Source organism: Pseudomonas sp. LABIM340, from assembly GCF_040017195.2.
GTDB lineage: Bacteria > Pseudomonadota > Gammaproteobacteria > Pseudomonadales > Pseudomonadaceae > Pseudomonas.
In genome coordinates this window covers 2,314,947-2,333,072 of the sequence record NZ_CM200227.1, presented here as the reverse complement: position 1 = coordinate 2,333,072, position 18,126 = coordinate 2,314,947, and the positions used below count along the sequence as shown (strand labels likewise).

15 protein-coding genes are annotated in these 18,126 nt (G+C 65.8%); 13 read left to right on the top strand and 2 right to left on the bottom strand.

Annotation, left to right across the window (positions count from 1 at the left end; genetic code table 11):
- Positions 1–68 precede the first annotated feature (68 nt).
- The 3 genes from ABKS89_RS11080 (at position 69) to ABKS89_RS11070 (ending at position 2,754) form a co-directional block, all read left to right on the top strand.
- On the top strand, positions 69–575 hold the full coding sequence (locus tag ABKS89_RS11080; protein ID WP_138216338.1) for a peptidylprolyl isomerase: 507 nt from the start codon (positions 69–71) through the stop codon (positions 573–575).
- Between the two features lie 4 nt (positions 576–579).
- Complete coding sequence (lpxH, locus tag ABKS89_RS11075; protein ID WP_348589809.1) at positions 580–1,302, top strand: UDP-2,3-diacylglucosamine diphosphatase; 723 nt, start codon at positions 580–582, stop codon at positions 1,300–1,302.
- A gap of 123 nt (positions 1,303–1,425) precedes the next feature.
- Positions 1,426–2,754: an SPFH domain-containing protein gene (locus tag ABKS89_RS11070; RefSeq protein ID WP_348589808.1), complete on the top strand. Its 1,329-nt coding sequence runs from the start codon at positions 1,426–1,428 to the stop codon at positions 2,752–2,754.
- A 64-nt stretch (positions 2,755–2,818) separates the two neighbouring features.
- Here ABKS89_RS11070 and ABKS89_RS11065 read toward each other — a convergent pair whose 3' ends face one another.
- On the bottom strand, positions 2,819–3,430 hold the full coding sequence (locus ABKS89_RS11065) for a MiaE family protein (RefSeq protein WP_348589806.1): 612 nt from the start codon (positions 3,428–3,430) through the stop codon (positions 2,819–2,821).
- Between the two features lie 206 nt (positions 3,431–3,636).
- Here ABKS89_RS11065 and uspL point away from each other — a divergent pair, with 206 nt between their 5' ends.
- Positions 3,637–4,500, top strand: a complete 864-nt coding sequence (gene uspL / locus ABKS89_RS11060; protein WP_348589805.1) for a universal stress protein UspL — start codon at positions 3,637–3,639, stop codon at positions 4,498–4,500.
- 60 nt (positions 4,501–4,560) lie between these two features.
- Here the strand turns inward: uspL and ABKS89_RS11055 are convergent, their stop codons facing one another.
- Entirely contained in the window at positions 4,561–5,037 is a 477-nt protein-coding gene (locus ABKS89_RS11055) for a DUF1289 domain-containing protein (RefSeq protein ID WP_348589802.1), read from the bottom strand.
- Between the two features lie 381 nt (positions 5,038–5,418).
- Here ABKS89_RS11055 and acnB point away from each other — a divergent pair, with 381 nt between their 5' ends.
- The 9 genes from acnB to nirD all read left to right on the top strand — a co-directional run bounded on the left by acnB (position 5,419) and on the right by nirD (position 18,081).
- Positions 5,419–8,028 carry a bifunctional aconitate hydratase 2/2-methylisocitrate dehydratase gene (gene acnB, locus ABKS89_RS11050; protein WP_138216344.1) on the top strand — a complete coding sequence of 870 codons (2,610 nt, stop codon included), beginning with the start codon at positions 5,419–5,421 and terminating at the stop codon, positions 8,026–8,028.
- Between the two features lie 411 nt (positions 8,029–8,439).
- A complete protein-coding gene (locus ABKS89_RS11045) occupies positions 8,440–9,642 on the top strand; it encodes a CmpA/NrtA family ABC transporter substrate-binding protein (protein WP_348589801.1) in 1,203 nt (400 codons plus the stop codon).
- Positions 9,643–9,644: 2 nt separating this feature from the next.
- Positions 9,645–10,223, top strand: coding sequence for an ANTAR domain-containing response regulator (locus tag ABKS89_RS11040; RefSeq protein WP_081516462.1), 579 nt, complete (start codon positions 9,645–9,647; stop codon positions 10,221–10,223).
- Between the two features lie 254 nt (positions 10,224–10,477).
- Positions 10,478–11,170 (top strand): polysaccharide lyase family 7 protein, encoded by a 693-nt coding sequence (locus tag ABKS89_RS11035; RefSeq protein WP_348589799.1) that lies wholly within the window; start codon positions 10,478–10,480, stop codon positions 11,168–11,170.
- A gap of 98 nt (positions 11,171–11,268) precedes the next feature.
- Complete coding sequence (locus ABKS89_RS11030) at positions 11,269–11,697, top strand: thioesterase family protein (protein WP_081516460.1); 429 nt, start codon at positions 11,269–11,271, stop codon at positions 11,695–11,697.
- 313 nt (positions 11,698–12,010) lie between these two features.
- Positions 12,011–13,222, top strand: coding sequence for a nitrate/nitrite transporter (locus ABKS89_RS11025; protein ID WP_348589798.1), 1,212 nt, complete (start codon positions 12,011–12,013; stop codon positions 13,220–13,222).
- 77 nt (positions 13,223–13,299) lie between these two features.
- Positions 13,300–14,970: a bifunctional protein-serine/threonine kinase/phosphatase gene (locus ABKS89_RS11020; protein WP_348589797.1), complete on the top strand. Its 1,671-nt coding sequence runs from the start codon at positions 13,300–13,302 to the stop codon at positions 14,968–14,970.
- A gap of 274 nt (positions 14,971–15,244) precedes the next feature.
- A complete protein-coding gene (gene nirB / locus ABKS89_RS11015; RefSeq protein WP_138216351.1) occupies positions 15,245–17,695 on the top strand; it encodes a nitrite reductase large subunit NirB in 2,451 nt (816 codons plus the stop codon).
- 56 nt (positions 17,696–17,751) lie between these two features.
- On the top strand, positions 17,752–18,081 hold the full coding sequence (nirD, locus tag ABKS89_RS11010) for a nitrite reductase small subunit NirD (RefSeq protein WP_081516456.1): 330 nt from the start codon (positions 17,752–17,754) through the stop codon (positions 18,079–18,081).
- Positions 18,082–18,126: the final 45 nt, after the last annotated feature.

Sequence of the window (18,126 nt, the reverse complement as noted above, 5' to 3'; positions counted from 1 at the left end):
GCTTATCATAGCCGAAGCTGTCAACCCCCTGACAGGCCTTCGATTTTTCCAAAGAGCGGAATTCCCTGATGCCTACCACCGTCAAACTGCAGACCAACTTCGGCGATATCACCCTTGAACTCTTCGACGACAAGGCGCCGGAAACCGTGGCCAACTTCAAGGAGTACGTGAAGGCCGGCCATTACGACAACACCGTTTTCCACCGTGTGATCAACAACTTCATGATCCAGGGCGGCGGTTTCGAGCCGGGCATGAAGCAGAAGTCCACCCGCAAGTCGATCAAGAACGAAGCCAACAACGGCGTCGGCAACAAGGTCGGCACCGTCGCCATGGCCCGTACCATGGAGCCGCATTCGGCAAGCGCGCAGTTCTTCATCAACGTCGCCGACAACGACTTCCTCAACCACAGCGCGCCGACCGTGCAGGGCTGGGGCTACTGCGTGTTCGGTGAAGTGAAGGACGGCATGGACGTGGTCAACAAGATCAAGACCGTCGCCACCACCATGCGCTCCGGCCACCAGGACGTACCGGCCGACGACGTGATCATCGAGAAAGCAGAAGTCATCGGCGAGTGAGCCGATGAGCGTCCTGTTCATCTCGGACCTGCATCTCGAAGCGGAACGCCCGGACATTACCCGGGCGTTCTTGCATTTCCTCTCCACCCGCGCCCGCACGGCGCAGGCGCTGTATATCCTCGGCGACTTCTTCGAAGCCTGGATCGGCGACGATGGCATGGACGAGTTCCAGCACTCCATCGCCCGAGCCCTGCGTGAAGTGTCCGACTGCGGCACGCGCATCTTCCTGATGCACGGCAACCGCGACTTCCTGATCGGCCAGGCCTTCTGCCGCGAAGCCGGTTGCACCCTGCTGCGCGACCCGAGCCTGATCGACCTGGACGGCGAGAAGATCCTGCTGATGCACGGCGACAGCCTTTGCACCCTCGACGTGGCCTATATGAAGCTGCGCCGCTGGCTGCGCAACCCGCTGACGCTGTTCATCCTGCGCAACCTGCCGCTGGCCACCCGCCACAAGCTGGCGCGCAAACTGCGCAAGGAAAGCCGCGCGCAGACCCGCATGAAAGCCAGCGAGATCGTCGACGTCACCCCGGCGGAAGTGGAGAAGATCATGCGCGACAAGGGCGTACGCATCCTGATCCACGGCCACACCCACCGCCCCGCCGTCCACGAACTGGAAATCGACGGCCGCCCCGCGCGGCGCATCGTCCTCGGCGACTGGGACAGCCAGGGCTGGGCACTGGAGGCCGACGAGCAAGGCCTGCAGCAGGCACCCTTCCCGCTGTGACGCTCCGGGCCACCGCAATGGTGGCCTTTTGGCGTTAACCCAGCCGCACTGCCAGACATTTCCCCTTGACCGGCACCGACCGCCTTGCGCAGCATTCGCGGTTTGCTCAATCAAGGAAGAAACATGTTCAGCAAGGGAAATCTCATCAAGTTCGGCGCCCTGCCCCTGACACTGGTCGCCGCCGCCTTCATCCTGTTCAACGGCGTCTTCTTCTATAACGAAGCTGGCTTCATGACCCACGTGCGGACCATCTTCGGCGACGAGAAGATCGTCGACGACGTCGGCTACGCCACCAAGTGGTTCGGCCGCGCCACCACCTGGAAGAAAGCCATCAGCGTGCAGTCCGTGCTGATCATGGACGAGAACGACAACAACCCGGACAACGACGGGCTGGGCGCGACCATCGAAGCCTTCCCCATCGTCTTCCTCGGCAACGTCGACGCCAAGGTCGAGTCCTCGGCGCGCTTCCGCCTGCCCGGCGGCGACCAGTTCCTGAAGATGGCCCAGGAATACCGCAACCCGGACAACTTCATCCGCACCGCACTGGTCCCGGCGATCAAGGAAACCCTGCAGGCCACCGCCTCGCTGATGACCGCCGACGACTACTATGCTGGCGCCCGCAGCGAATTCGCCGCGGAGTTCGAGAACCAGCTCAACGATGGCCTGTACCTGATCAAGCGCAAGGAAGTCCGCGGCCCACGCGGCGCCGTACCACACCAGACCGCCATCCTGCAGGCCGGCACCGAACAGGGCAGCTTCGGCGACAACAACGCCAGCCAGTTCGTCACCGAGAAGGTCACCGACGCCAAGGGCATCCCGGTGCGCAAACAGCAGCAGTTCCGCAAGTTCGGCGTGGAAGTGGTTGAGGCGCGCATCACCAACGTCGACCCGAACCCGCAGTACAAGCAGCGCATGGTCAAGGTGCAGCAGGCGCTGGCCGAGCTGGCCGTGGCGCGCCAGAACCGCCTGAAGGAAGAGGAAGAGAAGCTGCTGGTCACCGCCCGTGGCGAGAAGGAAGTGGAAGCCAAGCGCCAGGAAACCCTGCGCGACCAGATCGAGCGCACCACCCAGGCGGAAACCGAGAAGCAGCTGGCGGTGATCAACGCCGAGCGCGAGAAGCAGCGCGCCGAGATCGAGAAGCAGACAGCTGAATTGCTGCGCGACAAGGCTGCCGTGACGGCGCAGGCCACCAAGATCACCGCCGACGCCGATGCCTACGCCCGCGAAGCGGTGATCAAGGCGGACGGCGCGCTGCAACCCAAGCTGGACGCGCTGATCGCCATCAACAAGGTCTGGGCCGAAGCCGCCGCCCAGGCGCCTGTCCCCAGCGTGATGATGGCCGGCGGCCCGACCGGCGCCAGCAGCCGCCAGGACGAGATCGGCCAACTGATGGGCGTACTGGCGACCAAGGCCGCGCGCGACCTGGCGCTGGACCTGAAGGTGAAGGACTGAGGCCCACCAAAAGCGACAAAGAAAAAGCGCCCATCAGGGCGCTTTTTTCATTCCAGCGGGTGGCTCAGGCCGCCTGCTCCACCGGCACACCGCTGTGGAAGCGGAACTCGCCGTCCGGCGACTGGATCAGGCCAGCCTCCACTTCGCGAATCTCCGCCACGCGGCGGTCGATGTCGGCGTCATCGCCATAGCGGCGCGCCAGGCTCAGGTAACCCTGGAAGTGCCGCGCCTCGGATTTCAGCAGCGAGCCGTAGAACTTGGCCAGATCGGCGTCCAGGTGATCCACCAGCGCGGCGAAGCGCTCGCAGCTGCGGCATTCGATGAAGGCGCCGACGATCAGGGTATCCACCAGCTTCTGCGGCTCGTGATTGCGCACCACGGTACGCAGGCTGGAGGCATAGCGGCCTGCGGAGATCGGCCGCAGGGGTATGCCGCGCTTCTTCAGGATCGCCAGGACCTGTTCGTGGTGACGCAGCTCCTCGCGCGCCAGGCGCGACATGAAGTTCACCAGTTCCTCGTGGGCGCTGTACTTGGCGATCAGGGCCAGGGCCGTGCTGGCGGCCTTGAACTCGTTGTTCTTGTGGTCGATCAGCATCACCGCCTGATCCCGCAGCGCGGCTTCCACCCACGCATCCGGCGTGGCACAACCGAGGAATTCCCTGATTTCAGACAGCATGTTGTTTCTCCAACCCGCAGACCGCCGCGCGGCCGCGCAAACGCTTGGCGCACCGGCCCGTAACTGGTCGGTGCAATAAAGGCGGAGCATTATACGAATGCCACCGCGCGGAACCAGCTTCCGGCGTTGATATGCCTCAACGTCATGAACGGGATATCCCGACTACAGTTGTTCCACATAAACAACGCGCACGAAGGGAGACGATCATGCAAGCCATCCGTAGCATCCTCGTAGTCGTGGACCCGGACCAGCCGGAAGGTCTCGCGCTGAAACGGGCCCGCCTGATCGCCAGCGTGACCCAGTCACACCTGCACCTGCTGGCCTGCGAGCGGCGCGCCGACTACAGCGCCAAGCTCGAGGAAGTCGCCGAGGTGCTGCGCCAGGAAGGCTTCAGCGCTTCCAGCCGCCAGGCCTGGAAGGACAACCTGCACCAGACCATCATCGCCGCGCAGCAGGCCGAAGGCTGCGGGCTGGTGATCAAGCAGCACAGCCCGGACAACCCGCTGAAGAAGGCCCTGCTCACCCCGGACGACTGGAAGCTGCTGCGCTTCTGTCCTTCCCCGGTGCTGCTGGTGAAGACCAGCCTGCCCTGGGCCGGACGCAACATCCTCGCCGCCGTGGACGTGGGCAACAACGACATCGAGCACCGCACCCTGCACGCCGGAATCGTCAGCCATGCCTACGACATCGCCGGCCTCGCCCATGGCAAGCTGCACGTCATCAGCGCGCATCCCTCGCCCATGCTCTCGGCGGCCGACCCGACCTTCCAGCTCAGCGAGACCATCGAGGCCAAGTACCGCGAGGCGTGCAAGGCGTTCCAGGCCGAATTCGGCGTCGACGACCAGCACCTGCACATCGAGGAAGGCCCGGCGGACGTACTGATCCCCCGAGCGGCGCACAACCTTGACGCTGCGGTGACGGTGATCGGCAGCGTGGCACGTACTGGGCTGTCCGGCGCACTGATCGGCAACACCGCCGAAGTGGTGCTGGATTCGCTGGAGAGCGACATCCTGGTCCTCAAGCCGGACGACATCATCGCCCACCTGGAAGAGATCGCCGCCAAGCCGTGATCCGACAGCCCTGACGAAAAAAGCCGCCCATCGGGCGGCTTTCTTATTGCGCGGCGGCGATCAGACCCGCGACTCCAGCGCCTCAGCCAGGAAGCTCGGCGCGATATAGCGCTCGTAGTGCGCCTCGGAAAGAATGAAAAACTCCTTGTCGATGGCGTCGCGCAGGTCCGGCAGCGGCCATTCGCGGAACTCCGGCAGCAGCGCCAGACCGTAGGCTTCAACCTGATTGATCATCCGCGAGCCGCGGGCGATCAACTGGTAGGCCCAGCAATAGGGCGACTGATCGGGCACGAAGCGGATCTGCCGCTGTTCCAGCTGGCTGCGCAGCAGGGACGCATCGAAGACCTCCAGCTTGGCCATCATCACCTGCGTCAGCAGGATCTCCAGACGGCTCAGCACCGCCCGCTTCTCCTCGTCGCCGTAGCGGTTCCAGTTCACCACTTCGTGGTGGAAGCGCTTGCAGCCACGGCAGACCAGGTCGCCATAGACCGTCGAGCAGAGCCCGACGCAGGGGGTTTTGATGCGTTGCGAAGACATGGCTGAACAGATAGCTGGCAAAGCGGGCATGTTAGCCCTTTGTCTAGGCAAGATCACCCTCGGGCGCCACGCAAATCGGCTTACCAAGCCCCATTAATTCCATTAGAATGGCTGCGCCTTTTTGGCGTCATTGTCCGAAAGAAGCTGTTTTCAAAGCGTCACGAAGCACAGATTCCGGCAGCCGCGCGGTCTGGGCGCCTCCCTCAAGCGCCCAGCCCCATCAGTCCCTGGCCCCCCGGCGTAAAACTTTGAAAACAGCTTCTGCCCGGAGATCGCCGGTGCCGTCGTAGGTCAGTGGATTACCGTCCACCATGCCTGACGAATGGATCGGAGGGGTCTCCTGGATACGCGTCCTCCGGGACCACTGATGAGGGAAATACTGTGCTTGAAGCCTATCGCAAACACGTAGAAGAGCGTGCCGCCCAGGGCGTCGTGCCCCAGCCGCTGAACGCCGAACAGACCGCTGGTCTGGTCGAACTCCTGAAGAACCCGCCGGCCGGCGAAGAAGAATTTCTCCTCGACCTGATCACCAACCGCGTACCGCCGGGCGTGGACGAAGCTGCCTACGTCAAGGCCGGTTTCCTGTCCGCCGTCGCCAAGGGTGAAGCCACTTCCCCGCTGCTCTCCAAGACCCGCGCCCTCGAGCTGCTGGGCACCATGCAGGGTGGCTACAACATCACCACCATGGTCGAGCTGCTGGACAGCGCCGAGCTGGCCGAAGTCGCCGCCGCGCAACTGAAGCACACCCTGCTGATGTTCGACGCCTTCCACGACGTCGCCGAGCGCGCCAAGAAAGGCAACGCCGCCGCCAAGTCCGTGCTGCAGTCCTGGGCCGAAGGCGAGTGGTTCAAGGCCCGTCCGGCCGTCGCCGAGAAGCTGACCCTGACCGTGTTCAAGGTCCCCGGCGAAACCAACACCGACGACCTGTCCCCCGCTCCGGACGCCTGGTCGCGCCCTGACATCCCGCTGCACGCCCTGGCCATGCTGAAAATGGCCCGCGACGGCATCGAGCCGATCCAGCCGGGCTCCGTTGGTCCGCTGACTCAGATCGAAGCGGTCAAGGCCAAGGGCTTCCCGGTTGCCTACGTCGGTGACGTGGTCGGTACCGGTTCTTCCCGTAAATCCGCCACCAACTCGGTGCTGTGGTTCTTCGGCGACGACATCCCCTACGTGCCGAACAAGCGCGGCGGTGGTTTCTGCTTCGGCACCAAGATCGCCCCGATCTTCTACAACACCATGGAAGACGCCGGCGCCCTGCCGATCGAATTCGACTGCACCAACCTGGCCATGGGCGACGTCATCGACGTGTACCCGTATGAAGGCAAGGTCACCCGTCATGACAGCGGCGAAGTGGTCACCACCTTCGAGCTGAAGACCCCGGTTCTGCTGGACGAAGTCCGCGCCGGCGGCCGTATCCCGCTGATCGTTGGCCGCGGCCTGACCGAGAAGGCCCGCGCCGAGCTGGGTCTGCCTGCCTCCGACCTGTTCAAGAAGCCGGAAGCGCCGGCCGATAGCGGCAAGGGCTTCACCCTCGCCCAGAAGATGGTTGGCCGCGCCTGCGGTCTGGCCGAAGGCCAGGGCGTACGTCCGGGCACCTACTGCGAACCGAAGATGACCACCGTCGGTTCCCAGGACACCACCGGCCCGATGACCCGCGACGAGCTGAAAGACCTGGCTTGCCTGGGCTTCTCCGCCGACCTGGTGATGCAGTCCTTCTGCCACACCGCTGCTTATCCGAAGCCGATCGACGTCAAGACCCACCACACCCTGCCGGACTTCATCATGACCCGCGGCGGTGTCTCCCTGCGTCCGGGCGACGGCATCATCCACAGCTGGCTGAACCGCATGCTGCTGCCTGACACCGTCGGCACCGGCGGCGACTCGCACACCCGCTTCCCGATCGGCATCAGCTTCCCGGCCGGTTCCGGCCTGGTCGCCTTCGCCGCTGCCACCGGCGTCATGCCGCTGGACATGCCGGAATCGGTTCTGGTGCGCTTCAAGGGCCAGCTGCAACCGGGCATCACCCTGCGTGACCTGGTCCATGCGATCCCCTACTACGCCATCCAGGCTGGCCTGCTGACCGTCGAGAAGAAGGGCAAGAAGAACATCTTCTCCGGCCGCATCCTCGAGATCGAAGGCCTGAACGACCTGACCGTCGAGCAAGCCTTCGAGCTGTCCGACGCCTCCGCCGAGCGTTCGGCTGCCGGTTGCACCATCAAGCTGCCGGAAGACGCCATCGCCGAGTACCTGAAGTCCAACATCACCCTGCTGCGCTGGATGATTGGCGAAGGCTACGGCGACGCCCGCACCCTGGAGCGCCGCGCGCAAGCGATGGAAGCCTGGCTGGCCAACCCGCAACTGCTGGCCGCCGACAAGGACGCCGAGTACGCCGCGGTCATCGAGATCGACCTGGCCGACGTCAAGGAGCCGGTACTCTGCGCTCCGAACGACCCGGACGACGCCCGTCTGCTGTCCAGCGTCGAAGGCCGCAAGATCGATGAAGTCTTCATCGGTTCCTGCATGACCAACATCGGTCACTTCCGCGCTGCCGGCAAGCTGCTGGACAAGGTCAAGGGTGGCATTCCGACCCGTCTGTGGCTGGCTCCGCCGACCAAGATGGACGCCCACCAGCTGACCGAAGAAGGCTACTACGGCATCTACGGCAAGGCTGGCGCGCGCATGGAAATGCCGGGCTGCTCGCTGTGCATGGGTAACCAGGCTCGCGTACAGACCGGTTCGACCGTGGTTTCCACTTCGACCCGTAACTTCCCGAACCGTCTGGGCGACGCCACCGATGTGTTCCTGGCATCCGCCGAGCTGGCCGCTGTCGCTTCGATCATCGGCAAGCTGCCGACCGTCGAGGAGTACATGGCCTACGCGAAGGATATCGACAGCATGTCTGCCGACATCTACCGCTACCTGAGCTTCGACCAGATCGCCGAGTTCCGCGAAGCTGCAGCCAACGCGAAGATCCCGGCCGTCCAGGTCTGAGACTCCTAGCGTGATGAAAAGCCCCGCCTCGTGCGGGGCTTTTCTTTTCCAGGCCCCGAAACAGAGCGCTCCCGCCCGCCCCTAACGATGGGCCTAATACTTATTGACCGGTTGCGCCACGGGCTACCGGGTCTAAGGTGGACGACAGGCTCCTGCCGATATCCGTGCTCAGGTGCCCTTGTGGAACCCTCCAGAGGTGCGCTCCCTTCCTCTGCGCCCCGCCCTCCATGGCGGGGCTTCTTTTTTTTCCGCACGACCGCTGGCACAGCCCTTGCTCAACTCCTCGTACCTGCGATCCAACGGCGGATCGCGCCCGACAATCAACAATCGACAATGGCGTCGCGGCTACCGCCCTTCGGGCAGGTGGCACGGCGCCATTCTTTTGCGTTGAGAGTGAGTTCAGAGGTGGAGATGATCGACAGCACCAGCCCACTGCCGGACAGCCTGGCCTGGGTGGCCGGCTCCGATGCCCCGGAGAAGACAGCCCTTGACCTGGGCTTCATGGCCCTTACCGACTCCGCCTCGCTGGTGGTGGCTGCGACCCAGGGCTTCGGCCAGCCCTACGGCCTGACGCTCAACCTGCAACGGCAGAACTCCTGGGCCGGCCTGCGCGACCGCCTGCTCAGCGGCGAACTGGACGCGGCGCAATGCCTCTACGGACTCGTCTATGACCTGCAACTGGGCCTGGGCGGCGCCCCGGCCACCGACATGGCCGTGCTCATGGGCCTGTGCCAGAACGGCCAGTCGATCAACCTCTCCGCCCCACTGATGCGCGACGGCGTGACCTCTGCCGGGGCACTGCAGAGCCACGCGCGCCAGAACGGTGCGCAACTCACCCTGGCCCACACCTTCCCCACCGGCACCCATGCGATGTGGCTCTATTACTGGCTGGCCAGCCACGGCATCCACCCCCTGCAGGACGTCCGCAGCCTGGTGGTGCCGCCGGCACAGATGGTCGAGCACCTGAAAGCCGGGCGCATCGACGGCTTCTGCGCCGGCGGCCCCTGGGGCGCCCTGGCGGTGGACGAAGGCATGGGCTTCACCCTCGCCACCAGCCAGCAGATCTGGCCAGACCACCCGGAGAAGGTCCTGGGCACCACCCGCGCCTTCGTCGAGGAATATCCCAACACCGCGCGCGCACTGGTCATGAGCCTGCTGGACGCCAGCCGCTTCATCGAAGCCAGCGCAGACAACCTGCGCAGCGCCGCCCAGCTGATCAGCAGCGAAGACTACGTCGACGCCCCACTCGCCAGCGTCGAGCCGCGTCTGCTCGGCCGTTACCAGGACGGCCTTGGCCACGCCTGGCAGGACGCGCACCCGCTGCGCTTCTTCAATGAAGGCCAGGCCACCTATCCCTGGCTTTCCGACGGGCTGTGGTTCATGACCCAGTTCCGCCGCTGGGGCCTGCTGCGCGAAGACGTCGATTACCTCGGCATCGCCCGCCAGGTCCAGCAACTCGACCTCTACCGCGAAGCCGCCAGCGCCGTCGGTATCAGCGTGCCGGACACCGAGATGCGCGCCTCGACCCTGATCGACGGCCGCCTCTGGGACGGCAGCGACCCGGCCGGCTATGCCCTCAGCTTCGAGCTGAATGCCCTGGCGGAGCGAGGTTGAGCATGCTGCGCGTCCTGCTGATCAACGACACCCCGAAAAAGGTCGGGCGCCTCAAGGCTGCGCTGGTGGAAAGCGGCTTCGAGGTCATCGACGAATCCGGCCTCACGGTCGACCTGGCGCAACGGGTCGAGGCCCTGCATCCGGATGTGATCCTCATCGACACCGAATCCCCTGGCCGCGACGTGATGGAGCAGGTAGTGCTGGTCAGCCGCGACCAGCCGCGCCCCATCGTCATGTTCACCGACGAGCACGACCCGCAGGTGATGCGCCAGGCCATCCGCTCCGGGGTCAGCGCCTACATCGTCGAGGGCATCCAGGCCGAGCGACTGCAGCCGATCCTCGACGTCGCCATGGCCCGCTTCGAGAGCGACCAGGCCCTGCGTGCCCAGTTGCAGGCTCGCGAGCTGCAGCTGGCCGAGCGCAAGCGCATCGAGCTGGCCAAGGGGCTGCTGATGAAAATGAAGGGCTGCGCCGAGGAAGAGGCCTACACCCTGATGCGCCGCCAGGCCATGGGCCGCCAGCAGAAGCTGGTGCAGGTGGCCGAGCAGATCATTGCGATGCACGAGATGCTCGGGCACTGACGCTGCAAGTGCGAATCGGCTGAAAGCGCTAGGCGGCCAACGGCCAGCGGCGGCAAGGCGCGATCATTTCGCCAGCCGCCGAGCTGGCCCCTCCCCTGCCGGCAACGCCCTATGCTGCGGCCGCCCGGCCTTCTGGCCGGGCCCCAGGAGCGTCATCGGCAGGGTTCGATGGCGCATCGCAGTGGCCGCCGCCGGCTAGGCACCTCGGCGCCCACCCGACCTCGCCGCCTGCGCGGCTCAGCAAGGGCAAGCCCATGATCGACCTCACCACCTGGAACCTCAGCGTTCCCACCGACCCCCGCCCCACCGAAGTCACCACCGAACAGATCGCCCGGGGCTACCAGAGCCGCTACTTCCAGCGCGGCGGCAGCCAGGTGGTGTTCTGGGTGCCCGTCACCGGCTCGCACACCTCCGACAGCGTCTACCCGCGCAGCGAGCTGCGCGAGACCCAGTCCAACGGCGAGGTCTCCAACTGGTACTACACCCAGGGCGACAACGAACTGCGCGTGACCATGAGCGTCCAGCAGGTACCGTCGAAGAACAAGATCATCATCGGCCAGATCCACAGCCGCTCACCCTACACCGGCAACGGCGAGCCGCTGGTCAAGCTGCAGTACCACTACCTGCCCACCCTGGAAAGCGGACGCCTGGAGGCCCTGGTGCGCAACCATCCCGACGACAGCGCCAGCATCAACGTCCCGCTGATCGACAACATCGCCCTGGACCAGACCTTCAACTACAGCCTGCGCGTCACCTCGGTGGGCAACCTGGCGATCCGCGTGGAGACCTCCGACGGCCGGGCCAACTACTACCGCAAGATCCTCAGCACCACCTGGTCCAAGCAACTGCTCTACTTCAAGGCCGGCGCCTACATCAACGACAACTACGGCGACAGCAGCGAGGGCGCGCGGGTGACCGTCTTCCACCTGAACTCGGCGCACCGCTGATTCGCCATTCACTGGCCTGATGAGGCGCGGGGCGCGCGGACTGCGCGTAGAATGCGCGGCACATCCGCACTACCCGTTGCCTTGTCACCGAGACCGCCATGGCCCGCCTGAAACTGGAATTCCCCGAAGAACTCTTCATCTACGAAACCAAGCTCACCGTCCGCGTCACCGATATCAACGGCGCCAACCACCTGGGCAACGACTCGATGATCTCGATGATCTCCGAAGCCCGCGCGCGCTTCCTGTTCGACTACGGCATCCGCGAGACCGGCATCATCGTCACCGACCTCGCCACCACCTATCGCGCAGAGGCCCACGCCCGCGACCAGCTGCTGTTCGAGGTCGGCGTGATGGACTTCAACAAGTACGGCGGCGACATCATCTTCCGCATCACCCGCCCGGCCGACGACACCCTGGTGGCCATGGCCAAGTCGGGCTTCGTGTTCTTCGACTACAAGGCCGGCAAGGTCGTACCGATCCCCGAGGCCTTCCGCGACACTTTCCCCAACGTCAACTGGGTCGCCTGACGCTCCAGTACAGGGCACGCCGCAGCACGGCGCGCCCTTTGATGGATCAAATCTGATCCCGACTCCTCCCTCATCTCTTTGATCTGACTGGGATTTCTCATCCTGGCCCGCGCCTTGCTCTGCACAAGGCGATGGTAATCAACGGCGATTACCCGACTTCGACAAAGGCGTCGCATCCACACCCGCGCAGTGCGGTGGGTGGAGCGACGCCTTTTTCGTTTGCCCCGGCGCAGGGGCTCAGGACCTTCTCGAACCCGGCGGCTGCCAAGTGGCGCATGACCGGGCTCCTCTACCGTCGATGATGAGGTGTTCGATGAACACGAGTTTCTGGAAAGCCGGCCACGCGCCGACCCTGTTTGCCGCCTTCCTGTATTTCGACCTGAGCTTCATGGTCTGGTACGTCCTCGGCCCACTGGCGGTGCAGATCGCCACCGACCTGCAACTGACCACCCAGCAGCGCGCGCTGATGGTCGCCACGCCGATCCTCTCCGGCGCCATCCTGCGCTTCCTCATGGGCCTGCTGGCCGATCGCTGGTCGCCCAAGGCCGCCGGCATCCTCGGCCAGATAATCGTCATCTGCGCGCTGTTCGGCGCCTGGCGGCTGGGCATCCACAGCCTGGAGCAGGCGATGATCCTCGGTGTGCTGCTGGGCATGGCCGGCGCCTCCTTCGCCGTGGCGCTGCCACTGGCCTCGCAGTGGTACCCGCCGCAGCACCAGGGCAAGGCCATGGGCATCGCCGGCGCCGGCAACTCCGGCACCGTGCTCACCGCGCTGTTCGCCCCGGCCATCGCCGCCGCCTTCGGCTGGCAGAACGTCTTCGGCTTCGCGCTGATCCCGCTGCTGGCCACCCTGGTGGTGTTCACCCTGCTCGCCCGCAACGCCCCGGAGCGCCCGCCGGCCAAATCCCTGGCGGATTACCTGAAGGCCCTGGGCGACCGCGACAGCTGGTGGTTCATGTTCTTCTACAGCGTGACCTTCGGCGGCTTCCTCGGCCTGGCCAGCACCCTGCCGGGCTACTTCCACGACCAGTACGGCCTCGACCCGGTGAAAGCCGGCTACTACACCGCCGCCTGCGTCTTCGCCGGCAGCCTGATGCGCCCGCTGGGCGGCGCCCTTGCCGACCGCATCGGCGGCATCCGCAGCCTGCTGGTGATGTACACCGTCGCCTCGATCTGCATTGCCGCCGTGGGCTTCCACCTGCCCAGCGCAGTGGCGGCGCTGAGCCTCTTCGTGGTCGCCATGCTCAGCCTCGGCGCGGGCAACGGTGCGGTGTTCCAGCTGGTGCCGCAACGCTTCCGCCAGACCATCGGCGTGATGACCGGCCTGATCGGCATGGCCGGCGGCATCGGCGGCTTCTGCCTGACAGCGGGCCTGGGCGCGATCAAACAGGCCACCGGCGACTACCAGATCGGCCTCTGGCTGTTCGCCAGCCTCGGCGTACTGGCCTGGTTCGGCCTGCACGCGGTGAAAGCCCGCTGGCGCACCACCTGGGGTAGCGCGGCCGTTACCGCGGCGCGGGTTTAAGCCATGGCAAAACGCAGTTGTAGGAGCGCGCCATGCGCGCGAATCGCGGGCATGGCCCGCTCCTACAGGGAGAACCCATGAGCCTGACCCTGAGCTTCGCCCAGGCCAGCGCCACCGGCCCGCGCGACGAGAACCAGGATGCCCTGCGGGTGGTCACCCCGCCCGCCGGGCTGGCCGCCAGCAAGGGGCACATGTTCGCCATCGCCGACGGCGTCAGCCACTGCGCCGACGGCGGCCTGGCCGCGCGCCTGAGCCTGCAGGCGCTGGCTGCCGACTACTACGCCACTCCCGAGACCTGGGCCGTTGCCCAGGCCCTCGACCGCCTGCTGATCTCACAGAACCGCTGGCTACAGGCCAACGGCGGCGGCCAGCCGCTGCTCACCACCCTCACTGCGCTGGTCCTGCGGGGCCGGCGCTTCACCCTTGCCCACGTCGGCGACTGCCGACTTTATCGCTGGCACGCCGGGCAACTGGATTGCCTGACCCAGGACCACGTCTGGGAACAGCCCGGCATGCAGCACGTACTCAAGCGCGCGCTGGGCCTCGACCAGCATCTGGTAGTGGATTACTGCGACGGCGAACTGGAAGCCGGGCAGAGCTTCCTGCTGGTCAGCGACGGCATCTGGGCCGCCCTCGGCGACAGCGCCATCCAGCGCCTGCTGGAGGACGCGCCAAGCCTGCAAGCCTGCGCCGACGCACTGGTCAGCGCCGCCCACCTGGCCGGCAGCCAGGACAACGCCAGCGCCCTGCTCCTGCAGGTGGACGAACTGCCGCCCGCGAGCCTCGGCGACGCCCTCGCTCAACTCGACCACTGGCCCGCGCCGGCGGCCCTGCGGGACGAACAGGAGTTCGAGGGTTGGCAGGTGGAAGGCCGACTGGCGCAGTCGCGCCAATCGCTGATCTACCGTGTGCGCGACCGACAGAACCGCCCCTGGCTGCTCAAGACCCTGCCGCCGGCACTGCGCGACTCCGCGGAAGCCGCCCAGGCGCTGCTGCTGGAGGAGTGGTTCCTGCGCCGCGTGCAGGGCCGCTACTTCCCCGAACTGCACAGCCTGCCGCAACGCCAGCACCTCTACTACGTGATGCGCGAGTATCCGGGGCAAACCCTGGACGAGCACCTGAAACTCAACGGCCCGTTGAACCTTCCCGACTGGCTCGACCTCGCCCAGCGCCTGCTGCGCGGCCTGGGCCAGCTGCACCGGCGCAACATCCTGCACCGCGACATCAAGCCGGAAAACCTGCACTGGGCCGACGACGGCGAGCTGCGCCTGCTGGACTTCGGCCTGGCCTATTGCCCCGGATTGTCGCAGGAAGACCCGCACGACCTGCCCGGCACCCCCAGCTACCTCGCCCCGGAATCCTTCCAGGGCGCGGCGCCGGAGGCCCGCCAGGACCTCTATGCGGCCGGCGTCACGCTGTACCGCCTGCTCTGCGGGCATTACCCCTACGGCGAGATCGAAGCCTTCCAGCATCCGCGCTTCGGCACGGCCACCCCGGCCAGCCGCTACCGCCCGGACGTGCCGGTCTGGCTCGACGACTGGCTGGCGAAACTGACCTCCGCGCAGCCACAACAGCGCTTCGAGACCGCCGAGGAATGCCTGCTAGCCCTGGAGCAAGGCGAGCGCCAGGCCCCGGCGCGCCCACGCCCGCTTCTGGAGCGCGAGCCGCTGCGGGTCTGGCGCGGCGTCGCACTGGCCTCGCTGGCGATCAACCTGGGGCTGCTGCTCTGGCTGCTGCACGGGAGCTGAAGGCGCACCAGTTCGGCTCAGAACGCATCACCGCAGTGCAGCAAAAAGGCCGACGGGCAAAGCAGGCCAGCTGAAAGCCCCGAAAACCGGGGCCAGAGAAAGTTGGCACAGCCCCTGCAATGACCTTTGCAACAATCTACAAAAGCGCGTCCCTCAACGAAGAGGCTCGCACTTCCCGATCGATCGGGACTTGGACAAAGGCGTCCTCGCTGGGTAACCGGCGGGACGCCTTTTTTGTTTTCCGTGTTTCAGCTTTGCGTGACGGAGCCCTGACATGAAAAAGCTCAAGCTCGTACTGATCGGCAACGGCATGGCCGGTGTGCGGACCCTGGAAGAACTGCTGAAGATCGCACCGGACCTCTACGACATCACCGTGTTCGGCGCCGAGCCCCACCCCAACTACAACCGAATCCTGCTCTCCCCCGTACTGGCCGGCGAGCAGGCCTTCGAGGACATCGTCCTCAATGACCTCAACTGGTACAGCGAGAATGGCATCCGCCTGCTGCTCAACCGCAAGGTCACCCGCATCGACCGTCATCGCCGCAAGGTCTACGCCGAAGACGGCACAGAGGCCGAGTACGATCGACTGCTGATCGCCACCGGCTCCAATCCCTTCATCCTGCCGGTGCCAGGCAGCCGCCTGCAGGGCGTGATCGGCTACCGCGACATCGCCGACACCCAGACCATGATCGACACCGCCGGCACCCACAGCCACGCGGTGGTCATCGGCGGCGGCCTGCTCGGCCTGGAAGCGGCCAACGGCCTCAAGCAGCGCGGCATGGACGTCACCGTGGTGCACCTCTCCGACTGGCTGCTGGAGCGCCAGCTGGACCGCACCGCCGGCAAGCTGCTGCAGGAAGCGCTGGAATCACGCGGCATCAACTTCCGCCTGAACACCCACACCGAAGAGCTGATCGACGACGGCAGCGGCCGCGTCTGCGCCATCCGCTTCAAGGACGGCGAAGTGATCGCCGCCGACCTGGTGGTGATGGCCGCCGGCATCCGCCCCAACACCGAACTGGCGGAAAAGACCGGCCTGCCCTGCAACCGCGGCATCCTGGTCAACGACACCCTGCAGACCTACGACCCGCGCATCTACGCCCTGGGCGAATGCGCCAGCCACCGCGGCATCGCCTACGGCCTGGTCGCGCCGCTGTTCGAGCAGGCCAAGGTCTGCGCCAACCACCTGGCCATGCTCGGCTTCGCCCGCTACCAGGGCTCGGTGACCTCCACCAAGCTCAAGGTCACCGGCATCGACCTGTTCTCCGCCGGCCAGTTCATGGGCGGCGAAGGCACCGAGACCATCACCCTCTCCGACCCCATCGGCGGCGTGTACAAGAAGCTGGTGATCAAGGACGACGTGCTGGTCGGCGCCTGCCTCTACGGCGACACCGCCGACGGTGGCTGGTACTTCCGGCAGATCCGCGAGAACCACAACGTCGGCGAAATCCGCGACCACCTGATGTTCGGCGAGAGCAGCATCGGCGACGTCGGCCACCAGGGCCAGAACAGCGCGGCCAACATGCCCGACACCGCCGAAGTCTGCGGCTGCAACGGCGTGTGCAAGGGCACCATCGTCAAGGCGATCCAGGAGAACGGCCTGTTCAGCGTCGACGAGGTGAAGAAGCACACCAAGGCCGCCAGCTCCTGCGGCTCCTGCGCAGGGCTTGTCGAGCAGATCCTGATCAGCACCGTGGGCGGCGCGGCGGACGTGAAGCCCAAGAGCGAAAAGGCCATCTGCGGCTGCAGCGACCTCAACCACGGCCAGGTGCGCCAGGCGATCCGCGACCATCACCTGATCACACTGAGCAGCGCCATGCGCTTCATGGACTGGCGCACCCCGGACGGCTGCGCCACCTGCCGCCCGGCGCTGAACTACTACCTGATCTCCACCTGGCCGGGCGAGGCCAAGGATGACCCGCAATCGCGCCTGATCAACGAACGCGCCCACGCCAACATCCAGAAGGACGGCACTTACTCGGTAGTCCCGCGCATGTGGGGTGGCGTCACCAACGCCGCCGAACTGCGGCGCATCGCCGACGTCGCCGACAAGTACCAGGTGCCCATGGTCAAGGTCACCGGCGGCCAGCGCATCGACCTGCTGGGCATCAGGAAGGACGACCTGCCGGCGATCTGGAAGGAGCTGGACATGCCCTCCGGCCACGCCTACGGCAAGTCCATCCGCACCGTGAAGACCTGCGTCGGCAGCGAGTTCTGCCGCTTCGGCACGCAGAACTCGACCCAGCTGGGCATCGACCTCGAGCACGACCTGTTCAACATGTGGTCGCCGCACAAGGTCAAGCTGGCGGTCTCCGGCTGCCCGCGCAACTGCGCCGAGGCCGGCATCAAGGACATCGGCATCATCGGCGTGGATTCGGGCTGGGAGCTGTACATCGGCGGCAACGGCGGGATCAAGACCGAGGTCGCGGAGTTCTTCGTCAAGCTCAAGACCTCCGACGAAGTCCGCGAGTACAGCGGCGCCTTCCTCCAGCTCTACCGCGAGGAAGCCTTCTACCTCGAACGCACCGTGCACTACCTGCAGCGCGTCGGCATGGAGCGCATCAAGAAGGCCGTGCTGGAAGACGCGGACAACCGCAAGGCGCTCAACGCCCGCCTGCAGTTCTCCCTGTCGCTGGAGCAGGACCCGTGGCAGGAGCGCATCGCCCAGCAACCGCTGAAGAAGGAATTCGAACGGATTCCCCTCAAGCAGCTGGAACCCGCCTGAGTGCCCGCCGGGCCCCGCCATCGGGGCCCCTACTTCCCGATTGCCGGAGACACCCCATGAACTGGTTAGACATCTGCGCCCTGGACGACATCAACCCGCTGGGTTCGCGCGTCATCGCCGGCCCCAAGGGCGACATCGCGATTTTCCGCACCTCCGATGACGAGGTCTTCGCCCTCGACGACCGCTGCCCGCACAAGGGCGGCCCACTGTCCCAGGGCCTGATCTACGGCAAGCGCGTGGCCTGCCCGCTGCACAACTGGCAGATCGAACTGGCCAGCGGCGAGGCCGTGGCACCCGACCAGGGCTGCGCCCATCGCCACGAGGTGAAGATCGAGGATGGCCGCGTGCTGCTGGCCCTGCGCGACAACCTGGCCCACTGCGCCTGACCCCCGTATTTGATTCCCCCTGCTTCTGATTCAGAGCGAGAGGCC

Excerpts from the sequence above, each read along its gene's own strand:
- ABKS89_RS11035 (WP_348589799.1), top strand. The coding sequence starts at position 10,478 with ATGATCGACCTCACCACCTGGAACCTCAGCGTTCCCACCGACCCCCGC.
- ABKS89_RS11080 (WP_138216338.1), top strand. The coding sequence starts at position 69 with ATGCCTACCACCGTCAAACTGCAGACCAACTTCGGCGATATCACCCTT.
- lpxH (WP_348589809.1), top strand. The coding sequence starts at position 580 with ATGAGCGTCCTGTTCATCTCGGACCTGCATCTCGAAGCGGAACGCCCG.
- ABKS89_RS11045 (WP_348589801.1), top strand. The coding sequence starts at position 8,440 with ATGATCGACAGCACCAGCCCACTGCCGGACAGCCTGGCCTGGGTGGCC.
- uspL (WP_348589805.1), top strand. The coding sequence starts at position 3,637 with ATGCAAGCCATCCGTAGCATCCTCGTAGTCGTGGACCCGGACCAGCCG.
- nirD (WP_081516456.1), top strand. The coding sequence starts at position 17,752 with ATGAACTGGTTAGACATCTGCGCCCTGGACGACATCAACCCGCTGGGT.
- nirB (WP_138216351.1), top strand. The coding sequence starts at position 15,245 with ATGAAAAAGCTCAAGCTCGTACTGATCGGCAACGGCATGGCCGGTGTG.
- ABKS89_RS11070 (WP_348589808.1), top strand. The coding sequence starts at position 1,426 with ATGTTCAGCAAGGGAAATCTCATCAAGTTCGGCGCCCTGCCCCTGACA.
- ABKS89_RS11040 (WP_081516462.1), top strand. The coding sequence starts at position 9,645 with ATGCTGCGCGTCCTGCTGATCAACGACACCCCGAAAAAGGTCGGGCGC.
- ABKS89_RS11030 (WP_081516460.1), top strand. The coding sequence starts at position 11,269 with ATGGCCCGCCTGAAACTGGAATTCCCCGAAGAACTCTTCATCTACGAA.
- ABKS89_RS11020 (WP_348589797.1), top strand. The coding sequence starts at position 13,300 with ATGAGCCTGACCCTGAGCTTCGCCCAGGCCAGCGCCACCGGCCCGCGC.
- ABKS89_RS11025 (WP_348589798.1), top strand. The coding sequence starts at position 12,011 with ATGAACACGAGTTTCTGGAAAGCCGGCCACGCGCCGACCCTGTTTGCC.
- ABKS89_RS11055 (WP_348589802.1), bottom strand. The coding sequence starts at position 5,037 with ATGTCTTCGCAACGCATCAAAACCCCCTGCGTCGGGCTCTGCTCGACG.
- ABKS89_RS11065 (WP_348589806.1), bottom strand. The coding sequence starts at position 3,430 with ATGCTGTCTGAAATCAGGGAATTCCTCGGTTGTGCCACGCCGGATGCG.